The 23,943-nt window shown below is 32.4% G+C and carries 19 protein-coding genes; 12 read left to right on the top strand and 7 right to left on the bottom strand.

From position 1 onward, the window contains the following. Positions 1 to 10: 10 nt before the first annotated feature. The 4 genes from ABGB03_RS12305 to ABGB03_RS12290 all read left to right on the top strand — a co-directional run bounded on the left by ABGB03_RS12305 (position 11) and on the right by ABGB03_RS12290 (position 6,289). Positions 11 to 856 (top strand): GLPGLI family protein, encoded by an 846-nt coding sequence (locus ABGB03_RS12305; RefSeq protein WP_347922869.1) that lies wholly within the window; start codon positions 11 to 13, stop codon positions 854 to 856. A gap of 102 nt (positions 857 to 958) precedes the next feature. Beyond that, positions 959 to 1,837 carry a GLPGLI family protein gene (locus tag ABGB03_RS12300; RefSeq protein ID WP_347922868.1) on the top strand — a complete coding sequence of 293 codons (879 nt, stop codon included), beginning with the start codon at positions 959 to 961 and terminating at the stop codon, positions 1,835 to 1,837. Between the two features lie 37 nt (positions 1,838 to 1,874). Continuing rightward, a complete protein-coding gene (locus tag ABGB03_RS12295) occupies positions 1,875 to 4,592 on the top strand; it encodes a carboxypeptidase-like regulatory domain-containing protein (RefSeq protein ID WP_347922867.1) in 2,718 nt (905 codons plus the stop codon). A 146-nt stretch (positions 4,593 to 4,738) separates the two neighbouring features. Continuing rightward, on the top strand, positions 4,739 to 6,289 hold the full coding sequence (locus ABGB03_RS12290; RefSeq protein ID WP_347922866.1) for a M20/M25/M40 family metallo-hydrolase: 1,551 nt from the start codon (positions 4,739 to 4,741) through the stop codon (positions 6,287 to 6,289). 83 nt (positions 6,290 to 6,372) lie between these two features. Here ABGB03_RS12290 and ABGB03_RS12285 read toward each other — a convergent pair whose 3' ends face one another. From ABGB03_RS12285 to ABGB03_RS12255, 7 genes are all read right to left on the bottom strand, one after another. Further along, on the bottom strand, positions 6,373 to 7,899 hold the full coding sequence (locus ABGB03_RS12285) for an amidohydrolase family protein (RefSeq protein WP_347922865.1): 1,527 nt from the start codon (positions 7,897 to 7,899) through the stop codon (positions 6,373 to 6,375). A gap of 26 nt (positions 7,900 to 7,925) precedes the next feature. Next, a complete protein-coding gene (locus ABGB03_RS12280) occupies positions 7,926 to 8,528 on the bottom strand; it encodes a DUF2306 domain-containing protein (protein WP_347922864.1) in 603 nt (200 codons plus the stop codon). A gap of 145 nt (positions 8,529 to 8,673) precedes the next feature. After that, on the bottom strand, positions 8,674 to 9,414 hold the full coding sequence (locus ABGB03_RS12275) for a LytTR family DNA-binding domain-containing protein (RefSeq protein WP_347922863.1): 741 nt from the start codon (positions 9,412 to 9,414) through the stop codon (positions 8,674 to 8,676). 171 nt (positions 9,415 to 9,585) lie between these two features. Further along, positions 9,586 to 10,839 (bottom strand): methionine adenosyltransferase, encoded by a 1,254-nt coding sequence (metK, locus tag ABGB03_RS12270; RefSeq protein ID WP_347922862.1) that lies wholly within the window; start codon positions 10,837 to 10,839, stop codon positions 9,586 to 9,588. A 294-nt stretch (positions 10,840 to 11,133) separates the two neighbouring features. Beyond that, positions 11,134 to 11,622, bottom strand: a complete 489-nt coding sequence (locus tag ABGB03_RS12265) for a hypothetical protein (protein WP_347922861.1) — start codon at positions 11,620 to 11,622, stop codon at positions 11,134 to 11,136. Continuing rightward, positions 11,612 to 12,817: an FtsX-like permease family protein gene (locus tag ABGB03_RS12260; RefSeq protein WP_347922860.1), complete on the bottom strand. Its 1,206-nt coding sequence runs from the start codon at positions 12,815 to 12,817 to the stop codon at positions 11,612 to 11,614. The genes ABGB03_RS12265 and ABGB03_RS12260 overlap by 11 nt, the downstream gene beginning before the upstream one ends. Next, positions 12,814 to 13,440: an ATP-binding cassette domain-containing protein gene (locus ABGB03_RS12255; protein WP_347922859.1), complete on the bottom strand. Its 627-nt coding sequence runs from the start codon at positions 13,438 to 13,440 to the stop codon at positions 12,814 to 12,816. Before ABGB03_RS12255 ends, ABGB03_RS12260 begins: the two co-directional genes overlap by 4 nt. 550 nt (positions 13,441 to 13,990) lie before the next feature. Between ABGB03_RS12255 and ilvD the strand changes: the two genes are divergently transcribed. The 8 genes from ilvD to argC all read left to right on the top strand — a co-directional run bounded on the left by ilvD (position 13,991) and on the right by argC (position 23,881). Then, the gene (gene ilvD / locus ABGB03_RS12250; protein ID WP_347922858.1) at positions 13,991 to 15,676 is read left to right on the top strand and encodes a dihydroxy-acid dehydratase; all 1,686 of its coding nucleotides are present in this window, start codon (positions 13,991 to 13,993) and stop codon (positions 15,674 to 15,676) included. Positions 15,677 to 15,684: 8 nt separating this feature from the next. Beyond that, entirely contained in the window at positions 15,685 to 17,418 is a 1,734-nt protein-coding gene (ilvB, locus tag ABGB03_RS12245) for a biosynthetic-type acetolactate synthase large subunit (RefSeq protein ID WP_347922857.1), read from the top strand. 2 nt (positions 17,419 to 17,420) lie between these two features. Then, on the top strand, positions 17,421 to 17,951 hold the full coding sequence (gene ilvN / locus ABGB03_RS12240; protein WP_347922856.1) for an acetolactate synthase small subunit: 531 nt from the start codon (positions 17,421 to 17,423) through the stop codon (positions 17,949 to 17,951). 12 nt (positions 17,952 to 17,963) lie between these two features. After that, complete coding sequence (ilvC, locus tag ABGB03_RS12235; protein ID WP_347922855.1) at positions 17,964 to 19,463, top strand: ketol-acid reductoisomerase; 1,500 nt, start codon at positions 17,964 to 17,966, stop codon at positions 19,461 to 19,463. 9 nt (positions 19,464 to 19,472) lie between these two features. Continuing rightward, positions 19,473 to 20,735: a threonine ammonia-lyase IlvA gene (gene ilvA, locus ABGB03_RS12230; RefSeq protein WP_347922854.1), complete on the top strand. Its 1,263-nt coding sequence runs from the start codon at positions 19,473 to 19,475 to the stop codon at positions 20,733 to 20,735. A gap of 373 nt (positions 20,736 to 21,108) precedes the next feature. Further along, on the top strand, positions 21,109 to 21,726 hold the full coding sequence (locus ABGB03_RS12225) for a GNAT family N-acetyltransferase (protein WP_347922853.1): 618 nt from the start codon (positions 21,109 to 21,111) through the stop codon (positions 21,724 to 21,726). Further along, positions 21,723 to 22,901: an argininosuccinate synthase domain-containing protein gene (locus tag ABGB03_RS12220; RefSeq protein ID WP_347922852.1), complete on the top strand. Its 1,179-nt coding sequence runs from the start codon at positions 21,723 to 21,725 to the stop codon at positions 22,899 to 22,901. Before ABGB03_RS12225 ends, ABGB03_RS12220 begins: the two co-directional genes overlap by 4 nt. 2 nt (positions 22,902 to 22,903) lie before the next feature. Further along, positions 22,904 to 23,881, top strand: a complete 978-nt coding sequence (gene argC, locus ABGB03_RS12215; protein ID WP_347922851.1) for an N-acetyl-gamma-glutamyl-phosphate reductase — start codon at positions 22,904 to 22,906, stop codon at positions 23,879 to 23,881. Positions 23,882 to 23,943 lie beyond the last annotated feature (62 nt).

Here is a 23,943-nt window from a genome sequence, read left to right as displayed (position 1 = left end):
AAAAAATAAAATGAACAGATTTACAAAATTATTATTCGCAATTACTGTGCTTATATCTACAAGTGTTATAGCACAAGATTTTCAAGGAATAGCTACTTATAAGTCGCATAGGAAGTTTGATATTAAGCTAGATAGCTCTCAAATGAACTCAGATATGCATAAGCGCATGATGGATATGATGAAAAAGCAGTTTGAAAAAACATACAACCTTGCCTTTAATAAAGAAGAGTCTCTTTTTAAAGAAGAAGAACAATTAGAAGCTCCGCAACCTCAAGGTATGGTAATGGTTATGGTTGAAACAGGAGGGTCTGATGTGATGTATAAAAACACAAAAGAAAAGAGATATACCAATCAAAATGAATCGTTTAGTAAGTTGTTTTTAATTCAAGATAAATTAGAAGATTTAAATTGGGAATTAGGTAGCGAAACTAAAAATATTGGAGAATATACATGCTATAAGGCAACCTTAACAAGAGAGGTAGAAGTAAGAGAAAGTGGTATTAGTGTAAATGGAGACAAGGACCTCGATGAAGAAACTAAGCCAAAAATGGAGGAAATTACTATTACAGCTTGGTATACGCCTCAAATTCCTGTAAATGCTGGTCCAAGAAACTATCAAGGTTTACCTGGGTTGATTTTAGAAGTTACTGATGGTACTGAAACTTTAATGTGTAGTAAGGTAGTACTAAACCCTGAAAAAACTATTGAGATTAAAGAGCCAACAAAAGGTAAAAAAATCACCCAAAAAGAATACGATGTAATTATGGAAAAGAAAATGAAAGAAATGAATGAACGTATGCGAAATAGCCGTGAAAGACGTGATGGAAACAGCTTTGAAATTCGTATAGGAGGATAATTTTCTGAAATATTTAACACATCTCAATTAAACTATTCATCATTTTTAAAGTCAAATACGAGTTAAACGTATTTTAGCATAAATTTTTAGACTTAAAAACAGATGAAATCAAACTCGATTAAATTAATAGTTAGCTGTTTGGCTATCATGATTTCTGCATTTTCTTTTGGACAAGAATTTCAGGGTAAAGCATATTATTTCTCTAAAACAACCATGGACATGGGTAATTTTGGAGGAAGAGAGATGAGTCCAGATATGAAAAAAAGGATTGAAGAAAGAATGAAAAGTATGTTTGAAAAAACATTTATTCTAACCTTCAATAAAGAAGAATCGATTTATAAAGAAGAAGAAAAATTAGAAGCTCCTGGAGGTGGAGGAATGCGTTTTGGTGGATTTTCTATGACTGGCGGTAACCAATACAAAAATATAAAAGAAAATAAATTACTAATAGAGCAGGAGTTTTTTGGAAAACAATTTTTGGTAAATGATAAATTAAAAAAACTAGAATGGGTTATGACCGCCGAAACGAAGCAAATTGGTAAGTATATGGCTATGAAAGCAACAGCTGTTGTAGAATTAGATAACACCGATTTTATGAGCGCTAGAAGAAGAAATAGAGACCGAGATAATGCAGATAGTGCGAAAGCAAGTGATTCTACTAAAACAAATAACCCAATGGATGAGATAGAAATACCAAAAACGCAAATAGTTACTGCATGGTACACACCTCAAATTCCAATTAACCAAGGACCAGGAGAATATTGGGGACTTCCGGGATTAATTCTAGAAGTGAATGCAGGAAGAACAGTTATTTTATGTTCAAAAATAGTCATGAATCCTGGAGAGAAAGAAGAAATTAAACGACCATCTAAAGGAAAAGAAGTAACCCAAAAAGAATATAGCGATATAGTTAAGGAAAAGATGGAAGAAATGATGAATATGCGAGGCAGAGGTCGTCCAGGAGGCGGAAGAAGAAACTAAAATCATTAATCAAAAAAATCAACAAAAAAACATCTAAATGAAACAATTAATTACTGCAATAATTTTGCTAGTAGCCTGCACATCTTTTGCTCAAGTTAGAGTAGAAGGTGTAATAAAAGACAGTATTGGTAACCCGTTGGAGCTTGCTAATGTTATAGCAATAAATCAAGAAACAAAAATTTTAGATTCGTATGGCATTACTAATGGCCAAGGACGATATAAGCTAAACCTTAAAGAAGATTCTAAGTATGAAATTCAGGTAAGTTATATTGGAATGAAAACTACCAAAGATAGTTTAGAAACAAAGAAAGAAGCTATCATTAATAAAGATTTTACATTAATTGCTGATAATTCTTTAGATGCAATTGAGCTTACTTACGAAATGCCTGTTTCTGTTAGAGGAGATACACTAGTTTACAATGCAGATTCCTTTAAAACAGGAACTGAAAGAAAACTTGAAGATGTACTTGAAAACTTACCAGGTGTTGAAATTAATGAAGATGGACAAATAGAAGTTGAAGGAAAAGTGGTCTCTAAAGTAATGGTCGAAGGTAAAGAATTCTTTGATGGTGATACTAAATTAGCGACTAAGAACATTCCGTCTAATGCTGTAGACAAAGTGCAAGTACTTAAAAACTATGCAGATGTTGGGCAATTAAGTGGCGTTACAAATAACCAAGATAATGTCGCTATAAATATCAAACTAAAAGAAGGTAAAACTAATTTCTGGTTTGGGAACATTACTGCTGGAGGAGGAGATTCGCCTAATGGAGGCTTATATATGTTTCAACCAAAATTATTTTATTACAGTCCAAAATATAGTATTAATATCATTGGAGATTTAAATAATCTTGGAGAAGTTGCTTTTACTAGAAGAGATTATTTTAATTTCTCTGGAGGATTTAGAGGACCTAGTAGATCTAGTGGAACAAATATTAATTTAGGAAGTAATAATTTAGGGTTTTTGTCAACTCAAAATAATAGAGCGAAAGATATTGAAACAAAATTTGGTGCTGCAAACTTTAGTTGGTCACCAAACAAAGCTTTAGATTTAAGCGGATTTGCTATTTTTTCTAACAACAAAACTGAAATCCAAGAAAACAGAGATAAGCGATACACTGATCCAGATTTGGGTATTCCTGATGAAAGTACAGAAAGTAATACAATCCAAAATAGTGATTTAGCAATGTTGAAGTTATCAGCAAAGTACAAGCCAAATGCTAATAATCAATTGGACTATGATATTTTTGGTAAAGTTTCAAAAGAAAGACAAGATCAAGGATTTTTCTCATCAGTTATTGGAGATATTAATCAAATAGAAAGCTCGAGTCCTTATAGTATTAACCAGAATGTAAACTATTATTATACACTTAACGAGACTAATATCTTTGCGTTTGAAGCACAACATTTATTGAGTGACGAAGATCCTTTTTACAATGCCATTTTAGAAGATAAAAGCAATTATGATGGCACTGCAAATAATTTAGGCTTAGATGGTGCTCAACTAGATTATAATATAGGACAAGATAAGCGCATAAAATCAAATCAATTAGATGCTAAGCTCGATTATTGGAATATTTTAAACACTAAAAGTGACATTAATTTTACCCTTGGAACTATATTGAGTAATCAAAAATTCGATTCTAATATTTTTCAATTTTTAGATGATGGATCTAAGTATAATCCAACGCCAACAATTAATGGAGGCTTAGATAACAATAATATAGATTATAGTTTTAGCGATGTGTATTTAGGTATTCATTATCGTTTAAAATCTGGTATTTTCACCTTTACTCCTGGAGTGTCTGCACATGCTTATAGTACAAAAAATGACCAATTTAACACAGAGACTACAGATAATTTCTTTAGAGTGCTTCCAGACTTTAATATGCGTATGCAATTAAAAAAGAGTGAGCAGCTAGTATTGAACTACCGTATGCAAACACAATTTACAGACGTATCTAAATTTGCAAGTGGATTAGTACTAAATAATTATAATTCTTTGTTTTCTGGTAATCCAGAGCTGGAAAGTGCATTATCTCATAATTTAAGCCTCTTCTACAATAGCTTTAATATGTTTAATTACACCAATGTATTTGCAAATATTAGTTACAATAAAAGCATTGATAATATTAGAAATAGGTCGAATTTTGAACCAGGAAGTGTGGTAAATATTAGCTCGCCTTTTAATTCAGACTTTGCCGATGAAAGTATAAGTGCATCAGGACGTATGCAAAGAACTTTTAATCAGGTTAGAGGTACTTTAAGAGCGAATTTTAATTACTCTAAGTTCAATCAGTTTATTCAAAATAGAGTTTCACAAAATGAAAGTTTTAGTCAAACATATGTAGCGCAGGTAAGAACTAATTTTAGAACAGCACCAAATGTAGAAATTGGCTATAGCTATAGAATTCAAGATAATAGTTTAGGACAAGGAGGTGGTTCAAAATTCTATACTAAATCCCCTTCTATAGAAGCTGATGCATTAATTTTTAAAGCTTTTACTCTTAGAACAGATTACACATATAACAATTTTAGTGATCAAGATAAAACCATAAACACTTATGAGTTTTGGAATGCTTCCTTAGCATACAGAAAAGATCAAGATGCAAAATTTGAGTATGAGATAAAAGCAACAAATTTGTTAGATACACGAGCTCAAAACCAAAGTAGTACTGGAGCAGTATCAGTAAGTGCAACCGAGTATTTTATACAACCTAGGTTTGTCTCCTTTAGATTACGATACGAACTTTAAAATTTAAGCCAGTTTATTTAAACTGGCTTTTTTATTGACGAAAAGTTGTTAATTAACTAAATCTTAACATTTTCAAAAAATAAAATTACTGTTAAATATTGTAGCTTGTGCAGTTAAATAAAATTTACAACCAATCAATTTTTAAAATGAAAAATGCAATTAAATTATTGTTGGCATTTGTGCTATTACTAAATAGTAACGTATATGCTCAAGATTCAGATCCTGTAATAGAAGGGATTATTAAAGAAGCTAATGAAAATTCAAACTTAGAGCGATTAGCGCACGAACTTTTGGATGTTGTAGGTCCTAGACTTGTAGGAACACCTCAAATGGAACATGCAAGTAAATGGGCAATCGAACAATATGCTAAATGGGGAATTTCAGCTAGAAAAGAAAACTATGGTACATGGCGTGGTTGGGAGCGTGGTATTACGCATATTGACATGGTATCGCCACGTGTACAATCACTAGATGGTACGCAGTTAGCTTGGAATCCAAGTACAGGTAGTAAAGGTGTCACAGCCGAAGCAATTACATTGCCAAACTTTGCAGATGAAGCAGCTTTTAAAGCGTGGTTGCCTAGTGTTAAAGGGAAATTAGTACTTATCTCAATGAACCAACCAACTGGACGTCCAGATTATAACTGGGAAGAATTTGCAACCGAAGAATCTTTTCAAAAAATGAAAGACGACCGTGATGCAATGACTAGAGAATGGAGAGAAAACATTCGCAGAACAGGATACAATACACGTACAATTATCGCTGCCTTAGAAGATGCTGGAGCAGCAGGTCTTGTAGCTTGTAACTGGTCTAGAGGCTTTGGTGTAAATAAAATATTTAGTGCCAGAACTAAAAAAATTCCAACAGTAGATATGGAATTAGAGGATTATACAATGGTATATAGAATGGCAGAATATGGTGACAAGCCAGTACTTAATATTGTAGCAGAATCTAAAGAACTAGGTGAAGTACCAACGTTTAATACTATAGGAGAAATTAAAGGAAGCGAAAAACCTAATGAGTACATTGTACTATCTGCACATTTTGATTCTTGGGATGGTGGAACTGGAGCTACTGATAATGGAACAGGAACTTTAGTTATGCTTGAAGCTATGCGTATTTTAAAGAAAATGTATCCTAACCCAAAGCGTACTATTATTGTTGGACATTGGGGAAGTGAAGAGCAAGGCTTAAATGGCTCCAGAGCTTTTGTTGAAGATCATCCAGAGATCGTAAAAAATGTACAAGCATTATTTAACCAAGATAATGGTACAGGGCGTGTTGTAAATATTTCAGGATCTGGATTTTTACATTCTTACGACTATTTAGGACGTTGGCTAAATGCTGTGCCAAGAAGCATTACCAAACATATAGAAACCAGCTTTCCGGGAAGTCCAAGTACGGGAGGAACAGACCATGCATCGTTTTTAGCTGCTGGTGCACCTGCATTTAATTTAAGTGCTTTAAACTGGTCATACTGGGACTATACATGGCATACAAATCGTGATACATACGATAAAATAGTATTTGACGATGTTCGTAATAATGCTATCCTTACCGCTATTTTAGCTTACATGGCATCTGAAGATCCAGAAAGAGTCTCAAATGAAAAAATGGTAATGCCAATTAATCCAGGTACTGGAGAACGTCGTGATTGGCCTACTAAAAGATCACCAACTAGAAAAGGTGGTATGTAATAAATTATATGCACATTATAAAACTAAGCCTTCTCGATTTGAGAAGGCTTTTTTTGTAGTTTAGCGTGTATGTGTTTTTTATATTAGTTAATAAACGTATCAATATTAATTTTCCTACTTCTATTATTTGCATCCTTTATTGATTGCAACATTTTATCTAATATTGTTCTATCTAAAAATTTGCCATTAGCAATTACAGCATTTATAGTTCTTGTGTTGTTAATATCTTCCAGAGGGTTTTTTTCTAAAAGAACCAAATCAGCTCTCAAGCCAACCTCAATTTTTCCTGCATCACTTTGCATCCATTTTGCAGGAGCAAGAGTTGCTGCATATAGCACTTGACTATTCGTTAGACCTGATTTATTAAGAGACTCTAATTCATCATGTAGAGAAAACCCAGCAATAACACCAGCAGTATTAGAATCTGTTCCTGCTGTGATTGTTACACCATTGTCAGCCAAAGCTTTGGTCATGATATGAATAGCTTCAACATAAGTTTTCCAAAATAGTTTGCTTTTTTTAGCTTTCTCGGGATTGTTTTTTATATCCAAATTTTCATAGCTATTGTTTCCAGGTAACCATCCTTTAGCTAGTTTAGAGCCTTCTATTTCTCCTGGATTTTGATACTCTAGCTCAATAGTTTTAAGGAAATTTTCAATATCAAATTTTTGTTTAGGTAAGCTCTCCATTAACCAGATAGTAGAAGAAACCACCATCTCAATTTCTTTAAGTTCAATGGCAATAGCATCAACATTTTTTTTAAGATAGGTTAAATATGCTTCAGTATTGTCATAACTTAAGCCTCCAAAATCATGCATGGTAGCTTTGGTTATTTCCTCAATATGCGCCAATTGAGATTGGCCAGAAGTATATAATCCTTTCAAACTAACATCAGATGTTAAATGACCTATCGTTGGTATATTTTGTTTTTTTGCCTCATCAGTTATTGCATAATAGATTTCAGTATTTAAAAAAGTACTAAGCTTAAGAGCATTATAGCCTTCTTCTTTATGCTTACGAACAGCTTTTCGTGCTTTATTTGTAGTTGTATAATTAGGACTAGAGCCAAACCAGCTTCTTATTTTTGACATAATTCCTTTTTTGCTAGCTAACTTCCTTGAAGCAACATAAATTTTAGGACTAAGCGCACCATCTTCTGCTTCTTTTCGCCATTTAAGATGTCTTTCTTGTCCAAACATCTCACTTATATGGGTTACTCCATTTGCTAAATATAATAATAGATCATTTTTGCTATCGTGTAAATGTGCATGTGTGTCTACTAACCCTGGAATGAGGTATTGACCTGTTCCATCTATTATGTTGTATTCATTTGTTATACTAACATCTTTAGTAATACTTATAATTTTTCCGTTTCTTATTAATACGGTTAAACTATCTAGCATTTTGGTGCAATCGGTTGAGAGCACACTAACATTTTTTATGGCTAGAGGGGATTCATCTATTTTAAATATTGATGGGTTTATTAATTCTGTTTTTGCTCCTAAATGTTGTTTGATTTGAGATTTAACTCCAATACATGATGCAATGCTAATTACGACTAAAATTAAAATTATACGTAATGACCATTTTTTGATTGTTTTGTATTTCATAATATTTCTATTGTTTTTTATATAATTTAGGCTTGTTTTCTTTTTAGTATGAAGTAAACGACTATCATGTTTGGTATCCAGCTTAGCCACGCAACAATTTTATATGCCATTATAAATTCACCAAAAATAAAAATGAGAAAGGGTAACCATAATCGTAATGTTACGGCTCCAAAAGTACCAGCGTAGCTGTACATCATAAATTTTCGATGTGCTTCAATATGCCCTTTTCGTATTTTACTAAAACCTAAATAAGTAATAATGATCCAAAGTAAAACTCCAATAGAAAAACCTAATTGTGGCAATAATCCACCAGTAGCAAAAAAGGCAATATATAATCCTGCTGGTCCGCTAATTAAAACTGAAGCTATATATACTTTGCCAATAATTCTATGCAATTTTATGTTTTTACTTCTTAACTTTTTACTGAATTGCAACCATCCTATTAAAAGGGCAATACCACCTAAGGTAATATGTGAATAAAAGAAGATATTATAAACATTACTTCTTAATAATTCTGTAGGTTTTGATAATAATAGAGCGATGGGTTTGTCAGCTAATAAGTATTGAATAGGATAGAGGCTAATAAGCACGCATAAGCTTCCGAAAATAATCCAGATAAGTTTTTTCATTTTGATTGATTTTTTTGATTGATAAGGCTAAAATATAATCAAAATAGTGCTTTGGCGTATAATGAATTTAATAAGGGATAAAACTCATTATTTTAGGTGTAATTGTAATAAATTGGTACAAACCAAGCTATTTTAGGTATAAAAATTACAACGATAATAGCTGATTTTTGTAGTTTTTAGAAACAGGTAGTTCTATTTGAGTTAATGAAATGGTTGTGGAATCTTTCCAAGATTTAAAATGTGAAGGATTGATTAAATGCGAACGATGTACTTGCACTAAAAACTGAAAATCAATCTGAATTTTTTTTAATGAACTACGTAATAATTTCGTTTTAAGCTCATTATTTTCGAGGAAGAAAATCTCAACATAATTTTGTGAGTTTGAAATACAGATAAGGTCAGATTGTTTAATTTTTAAAATATCTAATTTATTTTCTCCTTTGAGGGTAATGCATTCTTCTTTTGAAGGTATTAGTTTAAATACATACCTCCGCACAAAGAATATTAGTGGTGTAAATATAAGAATGATATTAACCATGATATCAGTTAAATACTGGCTAAATTCATAAATACCTTCTATCACTGAGCTTTTATAATATATATAAGTCATTATAGTATATAGAAGATAGAATAGAATATAGACACTACTTTCAAGTAGAATACTCCATTTGTCTAATTTTTCATAGACATATTTTTGATACAAACTCACAAAAATATAAACTATAAACGCTATAAAACTATAACCAATACTAACATAAATCCATTTTTGAAAATCCATATAGCCGTGTTCAAAAGGCCTAGAGAAGAAAGCAAACAAAAAACTCCATAAACTTATTACAATTCCAATTAGGATATGATGTTTTAAGGAAGGATTTGATGTTTTCATTTATCTGTTTGAGATATTTTTAAACAGCGTTGATAAACGCATTTTTAAGATAGGATTTAGTTTGAAAACGAAGTTCGTCTTTTTTTATTAAAAAGTCAAACAGCAAAACCTCATAAAACTAATTATGAGGTTTTGTATTATTAAATCTCGTTTCATTAAAGCCAATCAGGTTTATAAACCAAAAGCAGTTTTTACTTTATCAACATAATCTAATTTCTCCCAAGTAAATAACTCTACATCTAAAGTAATTGGTTCACCATTTGGTTGTTGGAAAGTTTTAGTGACAGTTTCATGAGGTCTTCCCATATGTCCATAGGCAGCAGTTTCACTATACATAGGGTTACGTAGTTTTAAACGCTCTTCAATAGCAGCTGGTCGCATATCAAAAATCTGAGATACTTTTTCAGCAATTTCACCATCGGTCATATTAAAAGTACAAGTACCGTAAGTATCTACAAAAATTCCCATTGGCTCAACAACACCAATTGCATAGCTCACTTGCACCAAAATTTCACTACAAACTCCTGCTGCAACTAGGTTTTTTGCAATATGTCGTGTGGCGTAAGCGGCACTTCTATCTACCTTACTTGGGTCTTTTCCTGAGAAAGCACCTCCACCATGAGCACCTTTCCCACCATAGGTGTCTACAATAATTTTTCGCCCAGTTAAGCCTGTATCTCCATGAGGGCCTCCAATAACAAATTTCCCTGTAGGATTAATGTGATATGTAATATCATCAGTAAATAGAGCCTGAATTTCACTAGGCAACTTTGCTACGACTCGAGGTATTAAAATAGCAACAATATCTTTTCTGATTTTCGCAAGCATTGCATCGTCAGTATCAAAATCATCATGCTGCGTAGATACTACAATAGCATCAATACGTTGAGGTATATTATCATCGCTATACTCAATAGTCACTTGACTTTTTGAGTCTGGACGTAAATACGTAATATCTTTGTTTTCACGACGTAATTCAGCAAGTTCAATTAAAATACGATGTGCCAAATCTAATGCCAAAGGCATGTAGTTTTCGGTTTCACTTGTAGCGTAGCCAAACATCATTCCTTGATCTCCAGCACCTTGCTCTTCTTTGTTTTCTCTATCTACACCTCTATTAATATCCTCAGATTGCTCATGGATAGCAGAAAACACACCACAAGAATTTCCATCAAACATGTATTCGCTTTTCGTGTAACCAATTTTATTAATGGTTTCTCTTGCTATCTTTTGAACATCTAAATAAGTGTTCGATTTTACTTCGCCAGCCAATACTACTTGACCTGTAGTTACTAAAGTTTCACAAGCTACTTTTGAGTCTCTATCGAACGCTAAAAAGTTATCAATTAAAGCATCACTAATTTGATCTGCTACTTTATCTGGATGTCCTTCAGAAACACTTTCTGAAGTAAATAAATATGCCATAAATCACTGTTTTTAATAAATAAGGAAAATTGTAATTGCTAAGTAGCTAGAGAAGTATGGTAATTACTGCTTTAGCATTTTTTATGAGGTTGCAATCAGGTCAAATTTTTCCTCGTATTGTTCGTTCGCAAATGTAAAAAATATCGGTAAACTAAAAAACGGTTTTGTTATAAATAGGTGCCAAACCGAAAAAAAATCTAAAAACCAACCCTTAAGCTTACTCTTTTAGAAAAACATCATTCCATTTCTAGATTTACAGAAAACTAATTTTAACTTAACTCAAGAAATATTGAATTATGATTCAGAAAGTTTTACAGTGCAATTTTTTAAATTATAGAAATATTCATCGTCTTCTTTTACTAAATATAGGGTACCTGTAACGGTAACTATGTCATCGGTTTTAAGTTTTGATTTTTGATTTTGAAAATCCACAAGCTCCATAACCGTTTCGGGACCAACACCAGTGCAAAAAAAGCAATTTTCGAAAGGAAATCTTGAGAGCATGTACCACATAGAATCTGCACCTAAGTCTAAAAAATAACCTCTAATGGTAACTTCTTTTCCTTCAACATCTTTTAGAGATATTGTTTGTTTATCGTCCTTATTTTTAAGGACAACTTCTTTGTAAAATAAGGTGGTTTTTTTTTCTTCGTCACTTTTCTTATTATAAATCTCTTTGCGATATATAGTAGTGAGCTCTTTCCAAGTTATTTTTTCTTGACTAAAAGCAGTCGTGTAAAACAAAGTAAAAAGTAAAAAAAACAATACAGATTTAACTTTCATGACTTATAATTTTAGAAATATCCATTTTAAATATTGGACGAATGGCTATTAATGTTGCAATAATAATTATACCAAATATAAACAATAACAATTCTAAGATGTCATTATGGTATTCTAATAAATAGATTTGTTGTTTATAAGTGTCTTTAATTAACGAAAATATAGCTTGTAAGCTAAAGGTAGCTAACAAAACTCCAAAGAAAAAGCTAAAAAGGCCAACTAATAAACCTTCAGAAAATACAAGTAAAATTAACCTGTTTCTACTAGCGCCATAGGTTCTAATTAAAGCTAATTCTTTAGCTCTTTCTTTTACCATTCTATATAAGCTAACAAACATACTTATGCCAGAAACCAATAAGATAGAAAGAGCAATCCATGTAATTGCTTTTGTGCCTATTGCTGTAAATTTAAAAAGTTTATCTAGTTGATACTTTGGTAATGCTGCTTGAAATGGTGTATTTTCATTAATACTCCTTGGGAGAAATAACAATCCCCTTTTATTTTGAAACTTTATTAATAATGCTGTTATATCTTCGTTGTCATGATTGTGATTATCATGGTTACTATTTTTATCTTCGTGTTCATGGAGATGCCAAACAGTTTCTAGATTTGTTAAAATTAATCGATCAATAACATTTTGCGTAGGTTTCAAAATCCCTACAACTTTAAGAGGATGTTCATCATGATTTTCAACAGCATTTTCAATCATTCCATGCGAGCTATAAAGAGTATCTCCAATGTTTAAGTTTAAGTTTTCAGAAACAGCATTACCTATTACAACTTCATTGGTTGTATTGAACATAGCTCCAGTTTCTATACTGGTTTTATGTAAATCGACAAAACCAATAGAAGTACCAACAATTTTATAGCCTTTATAATTATCGCCAATTGAAACTGGAATAGCATCTTCAATGTATTTGTTTTCTGCAATCTTTTTTGCTTCATTATAAGAAATATTCCCAGTGGGATTGTCAATATGTAAAACAGTAGAAAGTACTAATTGTAACGGACTACCTTTGGCACCAACAACCATATCAACTCCGTTTAAACTTTGTTGTAATTGAGATTCAAAAACTTTGTTCAGCTGTTTTACTCCAAGGAGTAGTCCTATGCTTAAAGAAAGTATTAAAACCGTTAAAAAAGTTTGTAACGGTTTGGCAATAATATTTTTATAACTGAGCGTTACAATGTTCATAAAACAATAGTATTAGTAAATGAATTTTTTATACGTTGATCATGAGTGATGATAATCAAATTCGCATTCGACTTTTTTGCCTGATTTTTCAATAAATCAATTACTAATTCACAATTTTCATCATCTAAACTTGAAGTGGGTTCATCTGCAAGAATAATATCTGGTTTATGAATAACGCCTAAAGCAATACCCAAACGTTGCAATTGACCTGTACTTAATGTATTAGGTTTTTGGTTTTTTACAGAAACTAAATCTAATTGATCCAAAATGTTTTCAATCGCTTCTTTTTGATTGGAAATTCCACTAAAATACAATCTAGCTTGTAAGTTTTCGTAAACGGTCAATGACGAAACGGCAATAGTGTTTTGAAAAACAATACCAATATGCTTTCCTCTAAAAGTATCTAATTTTTTACTACTAATACTGGTGATATTGGTATCCTTGACGAAAATATCTCCATTATCAGGACTTAAAATTCCTGCCAATAAATGTAAAAGAGTAGTCTTACCAATACCCGATTTACCAAGAATTAATAATGACTGACTACTGGTTAACTCAATATCAGGAAAATTAAAAGAAGATTCTTTAGTGTAAGAAAAAGTTACATCTACTGTTTTAAGCATATAAAATTATATAAGAGTGTAAATATATTAAGTTTTAATGTTGAAAATAAAAATATAGAATATTTGTAATGTTAAAATATTTTTTGATATTTGTCTTAATTATTGTGAAAAAACAAATTTTAAATATTATTTCTATTATTGTCGTAGTGATTATTTCACAACGATAGGGAATGGTATTGTAAATTTTAAAATAAATTTAAAGCCTTCCCTAAACGGAAGGTTTTTTTAGTTTATAGAAAAAATGAATATAGAATTTACCATAGCAATCATTATTTGTGTTGTTGTCATTATTAGCTCCAGTTGAGTTGATACAGATTGCTATAATCATATTTAAAGCCTGTATCAGTAAGATGCAGGTTTTTTTTATGATAATTTTTTAAGTATTGAACATCATAAAAATAATTAATTAAATAATTGATAATCAATAAATTAAATTAAGTCGCTGTTAAATGAATTTAAACGAGAAATAAATGAGTAAAACACAGAATATTTGTAAAGATTTACTTTCGAACTCTATAAGCTTCGCTTATCAAGAAATTATAGAAATAGAATGAAGGAATTGAATAAACATAGTAGTAGATTAACACAGGATGAGTCTCAACCAGCATCACAAGCAATGTTGTACGCAGTAGGCTTAACTGATGAAGATATGCATAAGGCCCAAGTAGGGATTGCTAGTACTGGTTATGATGGAAACCCATGTAATATGCATCTAAATGGTTTGGCTGGAGAAGTAAAAATAGAATGTAAGATAGCTGGTTTAGTTGGGTTAGGGTTTAATACCATTGGTGTAAGTGATGGGATATCTATGGGAACTTCAGGTATGAATTATTCTTTAGCTTCAAGAGATATAATTGCAGATTCTATAGAAACTGTAATGAATGCACAGAGTTATGATGCGCTAATCTCTGTTGTTGGCTGTGATAAAAATATGCCAGGAGCAGTTATTGCTATGCTACGATTAAACAGACCATCTATAATGATGTATGGTGGTACTATAGCTTCAGGAAAGTATAAAGGAAGAAAGCTTAATATAGTCTCAGCTTTTGAAGCTTTAGGGCAAAAAGTTGCTGGTGAAATAGATGAGAATGAGTATAAAGAAATTATAAGAAGAGCCATTCCAGGTGCTGGTGCTTGCGGTGGGATGTATACTGCAAATACAATGGCTTCAGCAATTGAGTGTATGGGCTTTTCATTACCATATAACTCGTCAATTCCAGCTGAGAATCCAAACAAATTATCTGAAGCAGAAAGAACTGCGTTAGCTATTAAAAATCTACTAGAGCTAGATTTAAAACCTTTAGATATAATTTCTAAAAAATCTATTGAAAACGCTATTGCATTGGTAAATGCATTAGGAGGTTCTACAAATGCAGTGCTACATTTTTTAGCAATTGCGCATGCTGCTGATATAGATTTTACTTTAGAAGATTTCCAACGAGTTAGTGATAGAACACCATTAATAGCAGACTTAAAACCTTCTGGAAAATATTTAATGGAAGATGTTCATGGTATTGGAGGTACACCAGCAGTTATGAAATATTTATTAGACAATGGATATTTATATGGAGATTGTTTAACAGTAACAGGAAAAACTTTAGCTGAAAATTTAAAAGATATTGAGCCACTTACGTTTGAAAGTAATCAAGATGTGATTTATCCAAAAGATAAAGCATTAAAGACTTCAGGAAATATTCAAATCTTATATGGAAACTTAGCTCCCGAAGGAGCGGTTGCAAAAATTAGCGGAAACGAAGGATTATTGTTTGAAGGTAAAGCGGTTGTATATGATGGAGAGCAAGCTGCTAATACTGGAATATCTAATGGAGAGGTTGAAAAAGGCGATGTAGTTGTAATACGTTATGTAGGGCCTAAAGGTGGCCCAGGAATGCCAGAAATGTTAAAACCAACGTCTCTAATTATGGGAGCTGGTTTAGGGAAGTCGGTTGCTTTAATCACAGATGGACGTTTTTCTGGAGGCACACACGGTTTTGTAGTAGGACACATTACACCAGAAGCTCAGTCAGGTGGAGCCATAGGCTTATTACAAACTGGGGACAAAATTAGAATTAATGCAGAAGACAATTCCATTAATGTACAGCTTTCTGAAGAAGAGTTATTAGAAAGAAAATTTAATTGGGTTATGCCAGACTTAAAGCACAAAAAAGGAATATTATATAAATATGCAAGAACTGTATCATCAGCATCTAAAGGATGTGTAACTGATGAATTTTAATTAAAATTATGGATACACAAACAATAAAACAAAAGCAATATTTAGAGCAGCCTAAAGAGCGTATTTCAGGTAGCGAAGCCATAGTAAGATGTTTATTAGCAGAAGGTGTCGATATACTATATGGTTATCCAGGTGGTGCTATAATGCCAGTTTACGACGAACTTTTTAAGTATCAAGATAAAATACATCATGTACTTACACGTCACGAACAAGGTGCTACACATGCAGCGCAAGGATATGCTCGCATTTCTGGAAAAGTAGGAGTTGCTATGGCAACTTCTGGACCAGGAGCTACTAATTTAATAACTGGGATAGCAGATGCACAAATAGATTCTACACCAATGGTATGTATTACAGGTCAAGTGCCTTCACATTTACTTGGTAGTGATGCATTTCAAGAAACAGATATTGTTGGAATTTCAACACCAGTAACTAAATGGAATCACCAAATAACCAAAGCATCAGAAATACCTGAAGTGATTGCAAAAGCATTTTATATTGCAAAAAGCGGACGCCCTGGACCAGTTTTAATAGATATTACTAAGGATGCACAATTTGAAGAGTTTGATTTTCAATATAAAAAGTGTGAAGGCATAAGAAGCTACAAGCCTATTCCTGAAACAAATATTGAATCAGTTAAAGCGGCGGCAGAGTTAATTAATAATGCGAAAAAACCAATGATAATTTGGGGTCAAGGTGTGATTCTTGGTAAAGCCGAAGAAGAATTTAAAGCAGTTATAGATAAAACAGGAATACCTTCGGCATGGACTATTATGGGGGCTTCTGCTATACCAACATCACATCCATTAAATATTGGAATGGTAGGAATGCATGGTAATTATGCGCCAAATGTATTAACCAATGAATGTGATGTGTTAATCGCTATTGGGATGCGTTTTGATGATCGTGTAACAGGAAAATTAGATGAATATGCAACTCAGGCTAAAGTTATTCACTTTGAAATTGATCCTGCAGAGATAGATAAAAATGTAAAGACAGATGTTGCTGTATTAGGTAACGCAAAAGAAAGTTTAGAATTGTTATTACCATTACTAAATAAAAATTCTCATCAGGAATGGCTTCAAAAATTCAAAGATTTATATGCTTTTGAATTTGAAAAAGTGATTAAGGATGATTTACACCCAACGAAAGAAGGATTAACAATGGGTGAAGTTCTTAAAGAGATTAACATTCAAAGCAAAGGTAAAGCAGCAATAGTGTCTGATGTTGGGCAACATCAAATGATTGCTTGTCGTTATGCCGAGTTTAATGAAACAAAAAGTAACATTACTTCAGGTGGTTTAGGGACTATGGGATTTGCATTACCTGCAGCTATTGGAGCTAAAATGGCAGCGCCAGAACGAGAAGTAGTTGCTATAATAGGAGATGGTGGTTATCAAATGACTATACAGGAATTAGGAACCATTTTTCAGCAAAAAGCAGCAGTGAAGATTGTGGTATTAAACAATGAGTTTTTAGGAATGGTACGTCAATGGCAGCAATTGTTTTTTGATAAACGTTATGCATCTACAGAAATGACAAATCCAGACTTTATAACAATTGCTAAAGGCTACTATATAGATGCTAAACGTGTTACAAAAAGAGAAGATTTAGCAAACGCTGTGTCAGAAATGATGGCTTCAAAAGAGGCATATTTCTTAGAAGTTTGTGTAGAAAAAGAAAATAATGTATTTCCAATGGTGCCTTCGGGAGCCTCAGTATCAGATATAAGATTAGAATAGTTATGGATATAGAAAATAAAACATATACAATCTCTATATATACCGAAAATAATATTGGATTGTTAAATCGTGTTTCGGCAATTTTTCAAAGAAGACGTATAAATATTGAAAGTTTAAACATTTCAGTATCTGAAATTGAAGGTGTTTCTCGTTTTACAATAGTTGTAGAAATGACCGAAGATCAAATTAAAAAAATTATTGGTCAAATTGAAAAACAAATAGAGGTTATAAAAGCCTATTATCATACTGATGAAGAAACCATTTATCAGGAATCGGCAATGTTTAAAATTAAGTCTGACTTACTGTTTGAAGAGCGTGAAATTCAGAATATAATTAAGGAGAGTAATGCTCAAATTGTCACTGTAAATAGAGATTTTTTTGTACTTGAAAAGTCAGGTAGAAGACATGAGATAGAGCTTTTACATAGAGAGTTAAGTGTTTTCGGAATTTTACAGTTTACACGTTCAGGACGTATAGCAGTCACTAAAGAACCAATGCAAATATCACAAATGCTAAAGGCATTTAATCAATAAAAACAAAAAACAATGGCAAATTATTTTAATACACTATCGTTAGGTCAAAAACTAGATCAATTGTCTAAGTGTAGATTTATGGAATCTTCAGAATTTGAGAACGGAGTTGAAGTTTTAAAAGGGAAAAAAATAGTAATAGTAGGTTGTGGAGCACAAGGATTAAACCAAGGATTGAATATGAGAGATTCTGGTTTAGATATTTCATACGCACTGCGTGAACAAGCTATTAAAGAAGAGCGTCAGTCTTTTAAAAATGCTAGTTCTAATGGATTTACTGTTGGGACTTATGAAGAGTTAATACCAAATGCAGATTTGGTTTTAAACTTAACACCAGATAAACAACACTCAAATGTTGTGGATACAGTAATGCCAATGATGAAACAAGGTGCGACATTGTCGTATTCACATGGTTTTAATATTGTTGAAGAGGGGAAGCAAATTCGTAAAGACCTTACCGTAATTATGGTAGCACCAAAGTGTCCTGGAACCGAAGTCAGAGAAGAGTATTTAAGAGGCTTTGGAGTACCAACATTAACAGCTGTGCATCCTGAAAATGACCCAGAAGGAAAAGGTTGGGAGCAAGCAAAAGCGTATGCTGCTGCAACAGGAGGACATAAAGCAGGTGTATTAGAATCGTCGTTTGTTGCTGAGGTAAAGAGTGATTTAATGGGTGAGCAAACTATTTTATGTGGCGTGTTACAAACAGCTTCCATCTTATCTTTTGATAAAATGGTAGAAGAAGGAATTAATCCTAATTATGCGTCAAAATTAATTCAGTATGGTTGGGAAACTATTACTGAGGCCTTAAAACATGGCGGTATTACAAATATGATGGATCGTCTATCTAATCCTGCTAAAATTAAAGCATACCAATTATCAGAAGAGCTTAAAACAATTATGAAACCATTGTTTGAGAAGCATATGGACGATATCATGTCTGGGTATTTCTCTCAAACTATGATGGAAGATTGGGCAAATGACGATGTAAATTTATTAAAATGGAGAGCTGCAACAGGAGAAACTGCTTTTGAAAAAACAGAAGCAACATCTGAGCACATATCAGAGCAAGAATATTTCGACCATGGTGTGCTAATGGTTGCCTTTGTAAGAGCAGGAGTAGAATTAGCTTTTGAAACTATGGTGAATTCTGGAATTATAGAAGAGTCAGCTTATTATGAGTCATTACATGAGTTGCCGCTAATTGCAAATACAGTAGCTAGAAAAAAATTATTTGAAATGAATCGCATTATTTCAGATACAGCTGAATACGGATGTTATTTGTTTGACCATGCTGCAAAACCAATGTTAGTAGATTTTATGAAATCTATTAAAACAGATGTTATTGGGAAATCTTTTTCAACAACAAATGCTGTTGATAATGCTGAATTAATTGAGGTTAATAATAACATTAGAAACCATCCAATTGAATCTATTGGAAAAACACTGCGTACTGCTATGACTGATATGAAGGTTATAAAAACCGAAACTCAAAAAAATCCAGTCTTAGCTTAATTAATAAGTATGAAAACCACAACAACATATTTCCCAAGTATAAAGGCAGTAGAAACAGCAGCAAACAAGTTAAAAGATGTTGTGTCTATAACGCCTTTAACTTATAATACAAGATATTCAAGACAATTTGACTGTGATGTATTATTCAAGAGAGAAGACTTGCAACAAGTACGTTCGTATAAAATTAGAGGTGCTTATAATAAAATGGCTTCTTTAAGCGAAAGTGAAATTGAAAACGGAGTAATATGTGCAAGTGCAGGAAATCATGCACAAGGTGTGGCATTATCATGTAAATTATTACAAACAAAAGGAACTATTTATATGCCTGCTCCAACACCTAATCAAAAGGTGGAGCAGGTAAAAATGTTTGGTGAAGAATTTATAGATATAGTATTGGTAGGTGATACTTTTGATGATTCTTATCATGAAGCATTGGTAGAGTGCGAGCGTTTAAATAAAACGTTTATTCATCCTTTTAATGATGAAAAAGTAATAGAAGGTCAAGCGACTGTAGGATTAGAAATAATCAACCAAAGTAGTAAACCTATTGATTATGTTTTTATTCCTGTAGGAGGTGGTGGATTAGCTTCAGGCTTATCTACTGTGTTTAAGTTACTATCTCCTAAAACTAAAATAATTGGAGTAGAACCAGAAGGAGCTCCGTCCATGCTAACATCCATACAAAAAGGACGCGTTATAAAGCTTAAAAATATTGAAAACTTTGTTGATGGTGCTGCAGTAAGAAGCGTTGGCGATAAAACCTTTGCTATTTGTAAAGATACTTTAGACGATATGATTACTGTTCCTGAAGGCAAAGTATGTCAAACAATACTAGAATTATATAATAAAGATGCTGTAGTTGTTGAACCAGCAGGCGCATTAAGTATTGCAGCATTAGATTTTTATGCTGATGAGATTAAAGGTAAAAATGTGGTTTGCCTAGTTAGTGGTAGTAATAATGATATTACAAGAACTCCCGAAATAAAAGAACGCGCATTATTATATGCGAGTTTAAAACACTATTTTATTATTAAGTTTCCACAACGACCAGGAGCTTTAAGAGAGTTTGTGGCTGAAATTTTAGGCCCAAATGATGATATTACTCATTTTGAGTATACAAAAAAGGCAAATCGTGAGAATGATGTTGCAGTTGTAGGGTTAGAGTTAAAATCACCATCCGATTTAAAGCCATTGATTACTAAGATGAAATTGCATAATTTTTATGGAGATTATCTAAACGATAAACCAGATTTATTTCAGTTTTTGGTGTAGTTTTTTAATAAATTATTAAAAAAATTGATAAAATAGTTGTTGTATAAAAATAATTCTTAGATTTACACCAATGAAAATATCATACAATAAAATACGTACAAATTCACCCATATTGCGCTTGCGCAATCGACGTCGCTAATTCTTCTATTTAGCAATAATCCAATACGTAATTTTATTTTTTTCACCTTGTACAAAACCATTTTAATATCATTTTTTCAAAATTTAGTTATCTCTTTAGATAACAAGGTTCCTGTACGCCGATTTTTCCCTCGTCGCCCGTAAGGGTGTTTTATGTTTTAGAACTAAGGTGAGTCCAGTTCTGCTTCTCAAAATCATATTTTTCTAAAGAGTTTAATTCAAAATCAAGATAATAATGGAAATCATTATTGCGGATAAATCACATAGTATTTATGCAGAAATTATTTGCGAAACTATCGCAGAAGCTGCACAAGTTAGAGGAACTGGTATTGCGAAACGCAAGCCAGAATATATTATTACCAAAATGGAAAATGGGAATGCTGTTATAGCTTTAGATGGAAATAAATTTGCAGGCTTTTGTTACATCGAAGTGTGGAGTCATGGAAAATTTGTTGCTAATTCGGGCTTAATAGTACACCCGGATTTTAGGAATAAGGGACTAGCAAAACAAATAAAACAGAAAGTTTTTGAGCACTCTAGAACTAAATTTCCCGAAGCTAAAGTATTTAGTATTACTACTGGATTAGCGGTTATGAAAATGAATAGCGATTTAGGTTATAAACCAGTCACTTTCTCAGAGTTGACAAACGATCAATCTTTCTGGAACGGTTGTCAAACATGTAAAAACTACGATGTATTACAGCGGACAGAACAAAAAATGTGTTTGTGCACTGGAATGTTGTACGATTCAGTTAAATCAAAAACAGAGAATAATAAGCAAATCAAGCCAAAGGTGTTTCAAAGATTAAAGCTTATCAAACAAGCAATGTTTTTAAAAAATAATAAAAAATGAAAAAATTAGTCATAGCATATAGTGGAGGTTTAGATACGTCTTATTGTGCCGTTAGTTTATCAAAAAAAGGATATGACGTGCATGCAGTGAGTGTTAATACTGGCGGATTTACGCAAGAAGAGATAAATACCATTGAGACAAATGCTTATAAAATGGGAGTATCTACGTATAAAAACATTGATGCGGTTGGGACATTCTATCAAAAAGTAGTAAAGTATTTAATCTTTGGAAATGTACTTAAAAACAATACCTATCCTTTATCTGTCAGTGCCGAAAGAATTATTCAAGCTATCGAAATTGTTGAATACGCAAAAAGTATAGACGCAAAATATATTGCACATGGAAGTACAGGCGCAGGAAATGACCAAGTGAGGTTCGATATGATTTTTCAAATTTTAGCACCACATATTCAAATTATTACACCAATTAGAGATCAAAAACTATCAAGACAAGAAGAGATTGAATACCTAAAAAGTAATGGTATTGACATGTCTTGGGATAAGGCAAAATATTCTATTAACAAAGGCCTTTGGGGAACAAGCGTTGGAGGCGAGGAGACTTTAACTTCAGAAAAACCGTTGCCAAGTGAAGCGTATCCTTCACAATTAGAACATACTGAAGAAGAAAAAGTGACATTAACTTTTTTAAAAGGCGAATTGGTTGCTGTTAATGGAATAGAAAACAATCCTGAGGTTAATATTGAAGTGTTGAATAATCTAGCTTCAGTATATGCAATAGGTAGAGATATTCATGTAGGCGATACTATTGTTGGTATAAAAGGGAGAGTGGGTTTTGAAGCTGCTGCTGCTTTAATCATTATAAAGGCACATCATTTATTAGAGAAGCACACACTTACTAAATGGCAGTTACAACACAAAGAGTATTTAGCAAGTTTTTATGGAATGCATTTGCATGAAGGTCAATATTTGGATCCTGTAATGAGAGACATGGAAGCCTTTTTACAGAGTGGTCAGGAGCAAGTTTCTGGAGACGTTATTGTAAGCTTAAAACCGTATCATTTTTCTTTAGATGGAATAATTTCCAAACATGATTTAATGAATGCAAAGTATGGAAGTTATGGCGAAATGAACAAAGGTTGGACCGATGAAGAAGCAAAAGGATTCATTAAGATTCTTGGAAATCAAAACAAAATATATCAACAAGTAAATAATTAGTTATGCTACAAGTAGGAATCATAGGAGGAGCTGGTTATACAGCTGGAGAATTAATAAGATTGTTGATGCATCATCCAAAAGCAGAAATCAATTTTGTGTACAGCACATCAAATGCAGGAAATAAAATTAGTAGCATCCATCAAGATTTAGTGGGTTCCATAGATATGAATTTCACAGATTCAATTAATTCAAGTATCGATGTCTTGTTTTTATGTTTAGGACATGGAAATTCAAAAGCTTTTTTAGAAAAGAATAGCTTTTCGGCTAAAACAAAGATGATCGATTTGAGTAACGATTTCAGATTAGAAAAGGACAAGGTCTTTCAAGGCAAAACCTTTGTATATGGCTTACCAGAATTACAAAAAGAGAAGATTAAATCTGCGAATTATATAGCAAATCCAGGTTGTTTTGCAACGGCCTTGCAATTGGCGATTTTACCATTAGCGGATAAAAGTTTGTTAAATGATGATGTTCATATTAATGCAACTACAGGAGCAACAGGAGCTGGAACGTCCTTGTCCAAAACAACGCATTTTACATGGAGAGACAATAACTTCTCGCATTACAAAGCGTTTACGCATCAGCATTTAGGAGAAATAAATCAAACAGTTAAGCAAATACAAAATGATTTTAATTCTGAAATTAATTTTATGCCCAATAGAGGGAATTTTTCTAGAGGAATTTTCGCCACAGTGTACACAAAATTTCAAGGTAGTTTAGAAGACGCTAAAAAACTTTATAATGACTACTATAAAGATGCAGCTTTCACTTTTGTGTCTAATGAAGAGGTGCATTTGAAGCAAGTTGTAAATACAAATAAATGTTTATTGCATTTACACAAACACAATAACAAATTATTAATTACAAGCATAATAGATAATCTATTAAAAGGCGCTTCAGGTCAAGCCATTCAAAACATGAATTTAATGTATGGTTTTGAAGAAGTTGAAGGATTACAGCTTAAAGCCAACTTTTTTTAACATGCTATCACCTTGAGCGCAGTCGAAAGGTCTTAGTTAGAAAAAAGTTTAATTAAAAAGAT

This window comes from Pontimicrobium sp. SW4 (assembly GCF_039954625.1).
Lineage (GTDB): Bacteria > Bacteroidota > Bacteroidia > Flavobacteriales > Flavobacteriaceae > Pontimicrobium.
The sequence above is the reverse complement of the archived record's forward strand: the minus strand, read 5'-3'. Positions and strand labels throughout refer to the sequence as shown.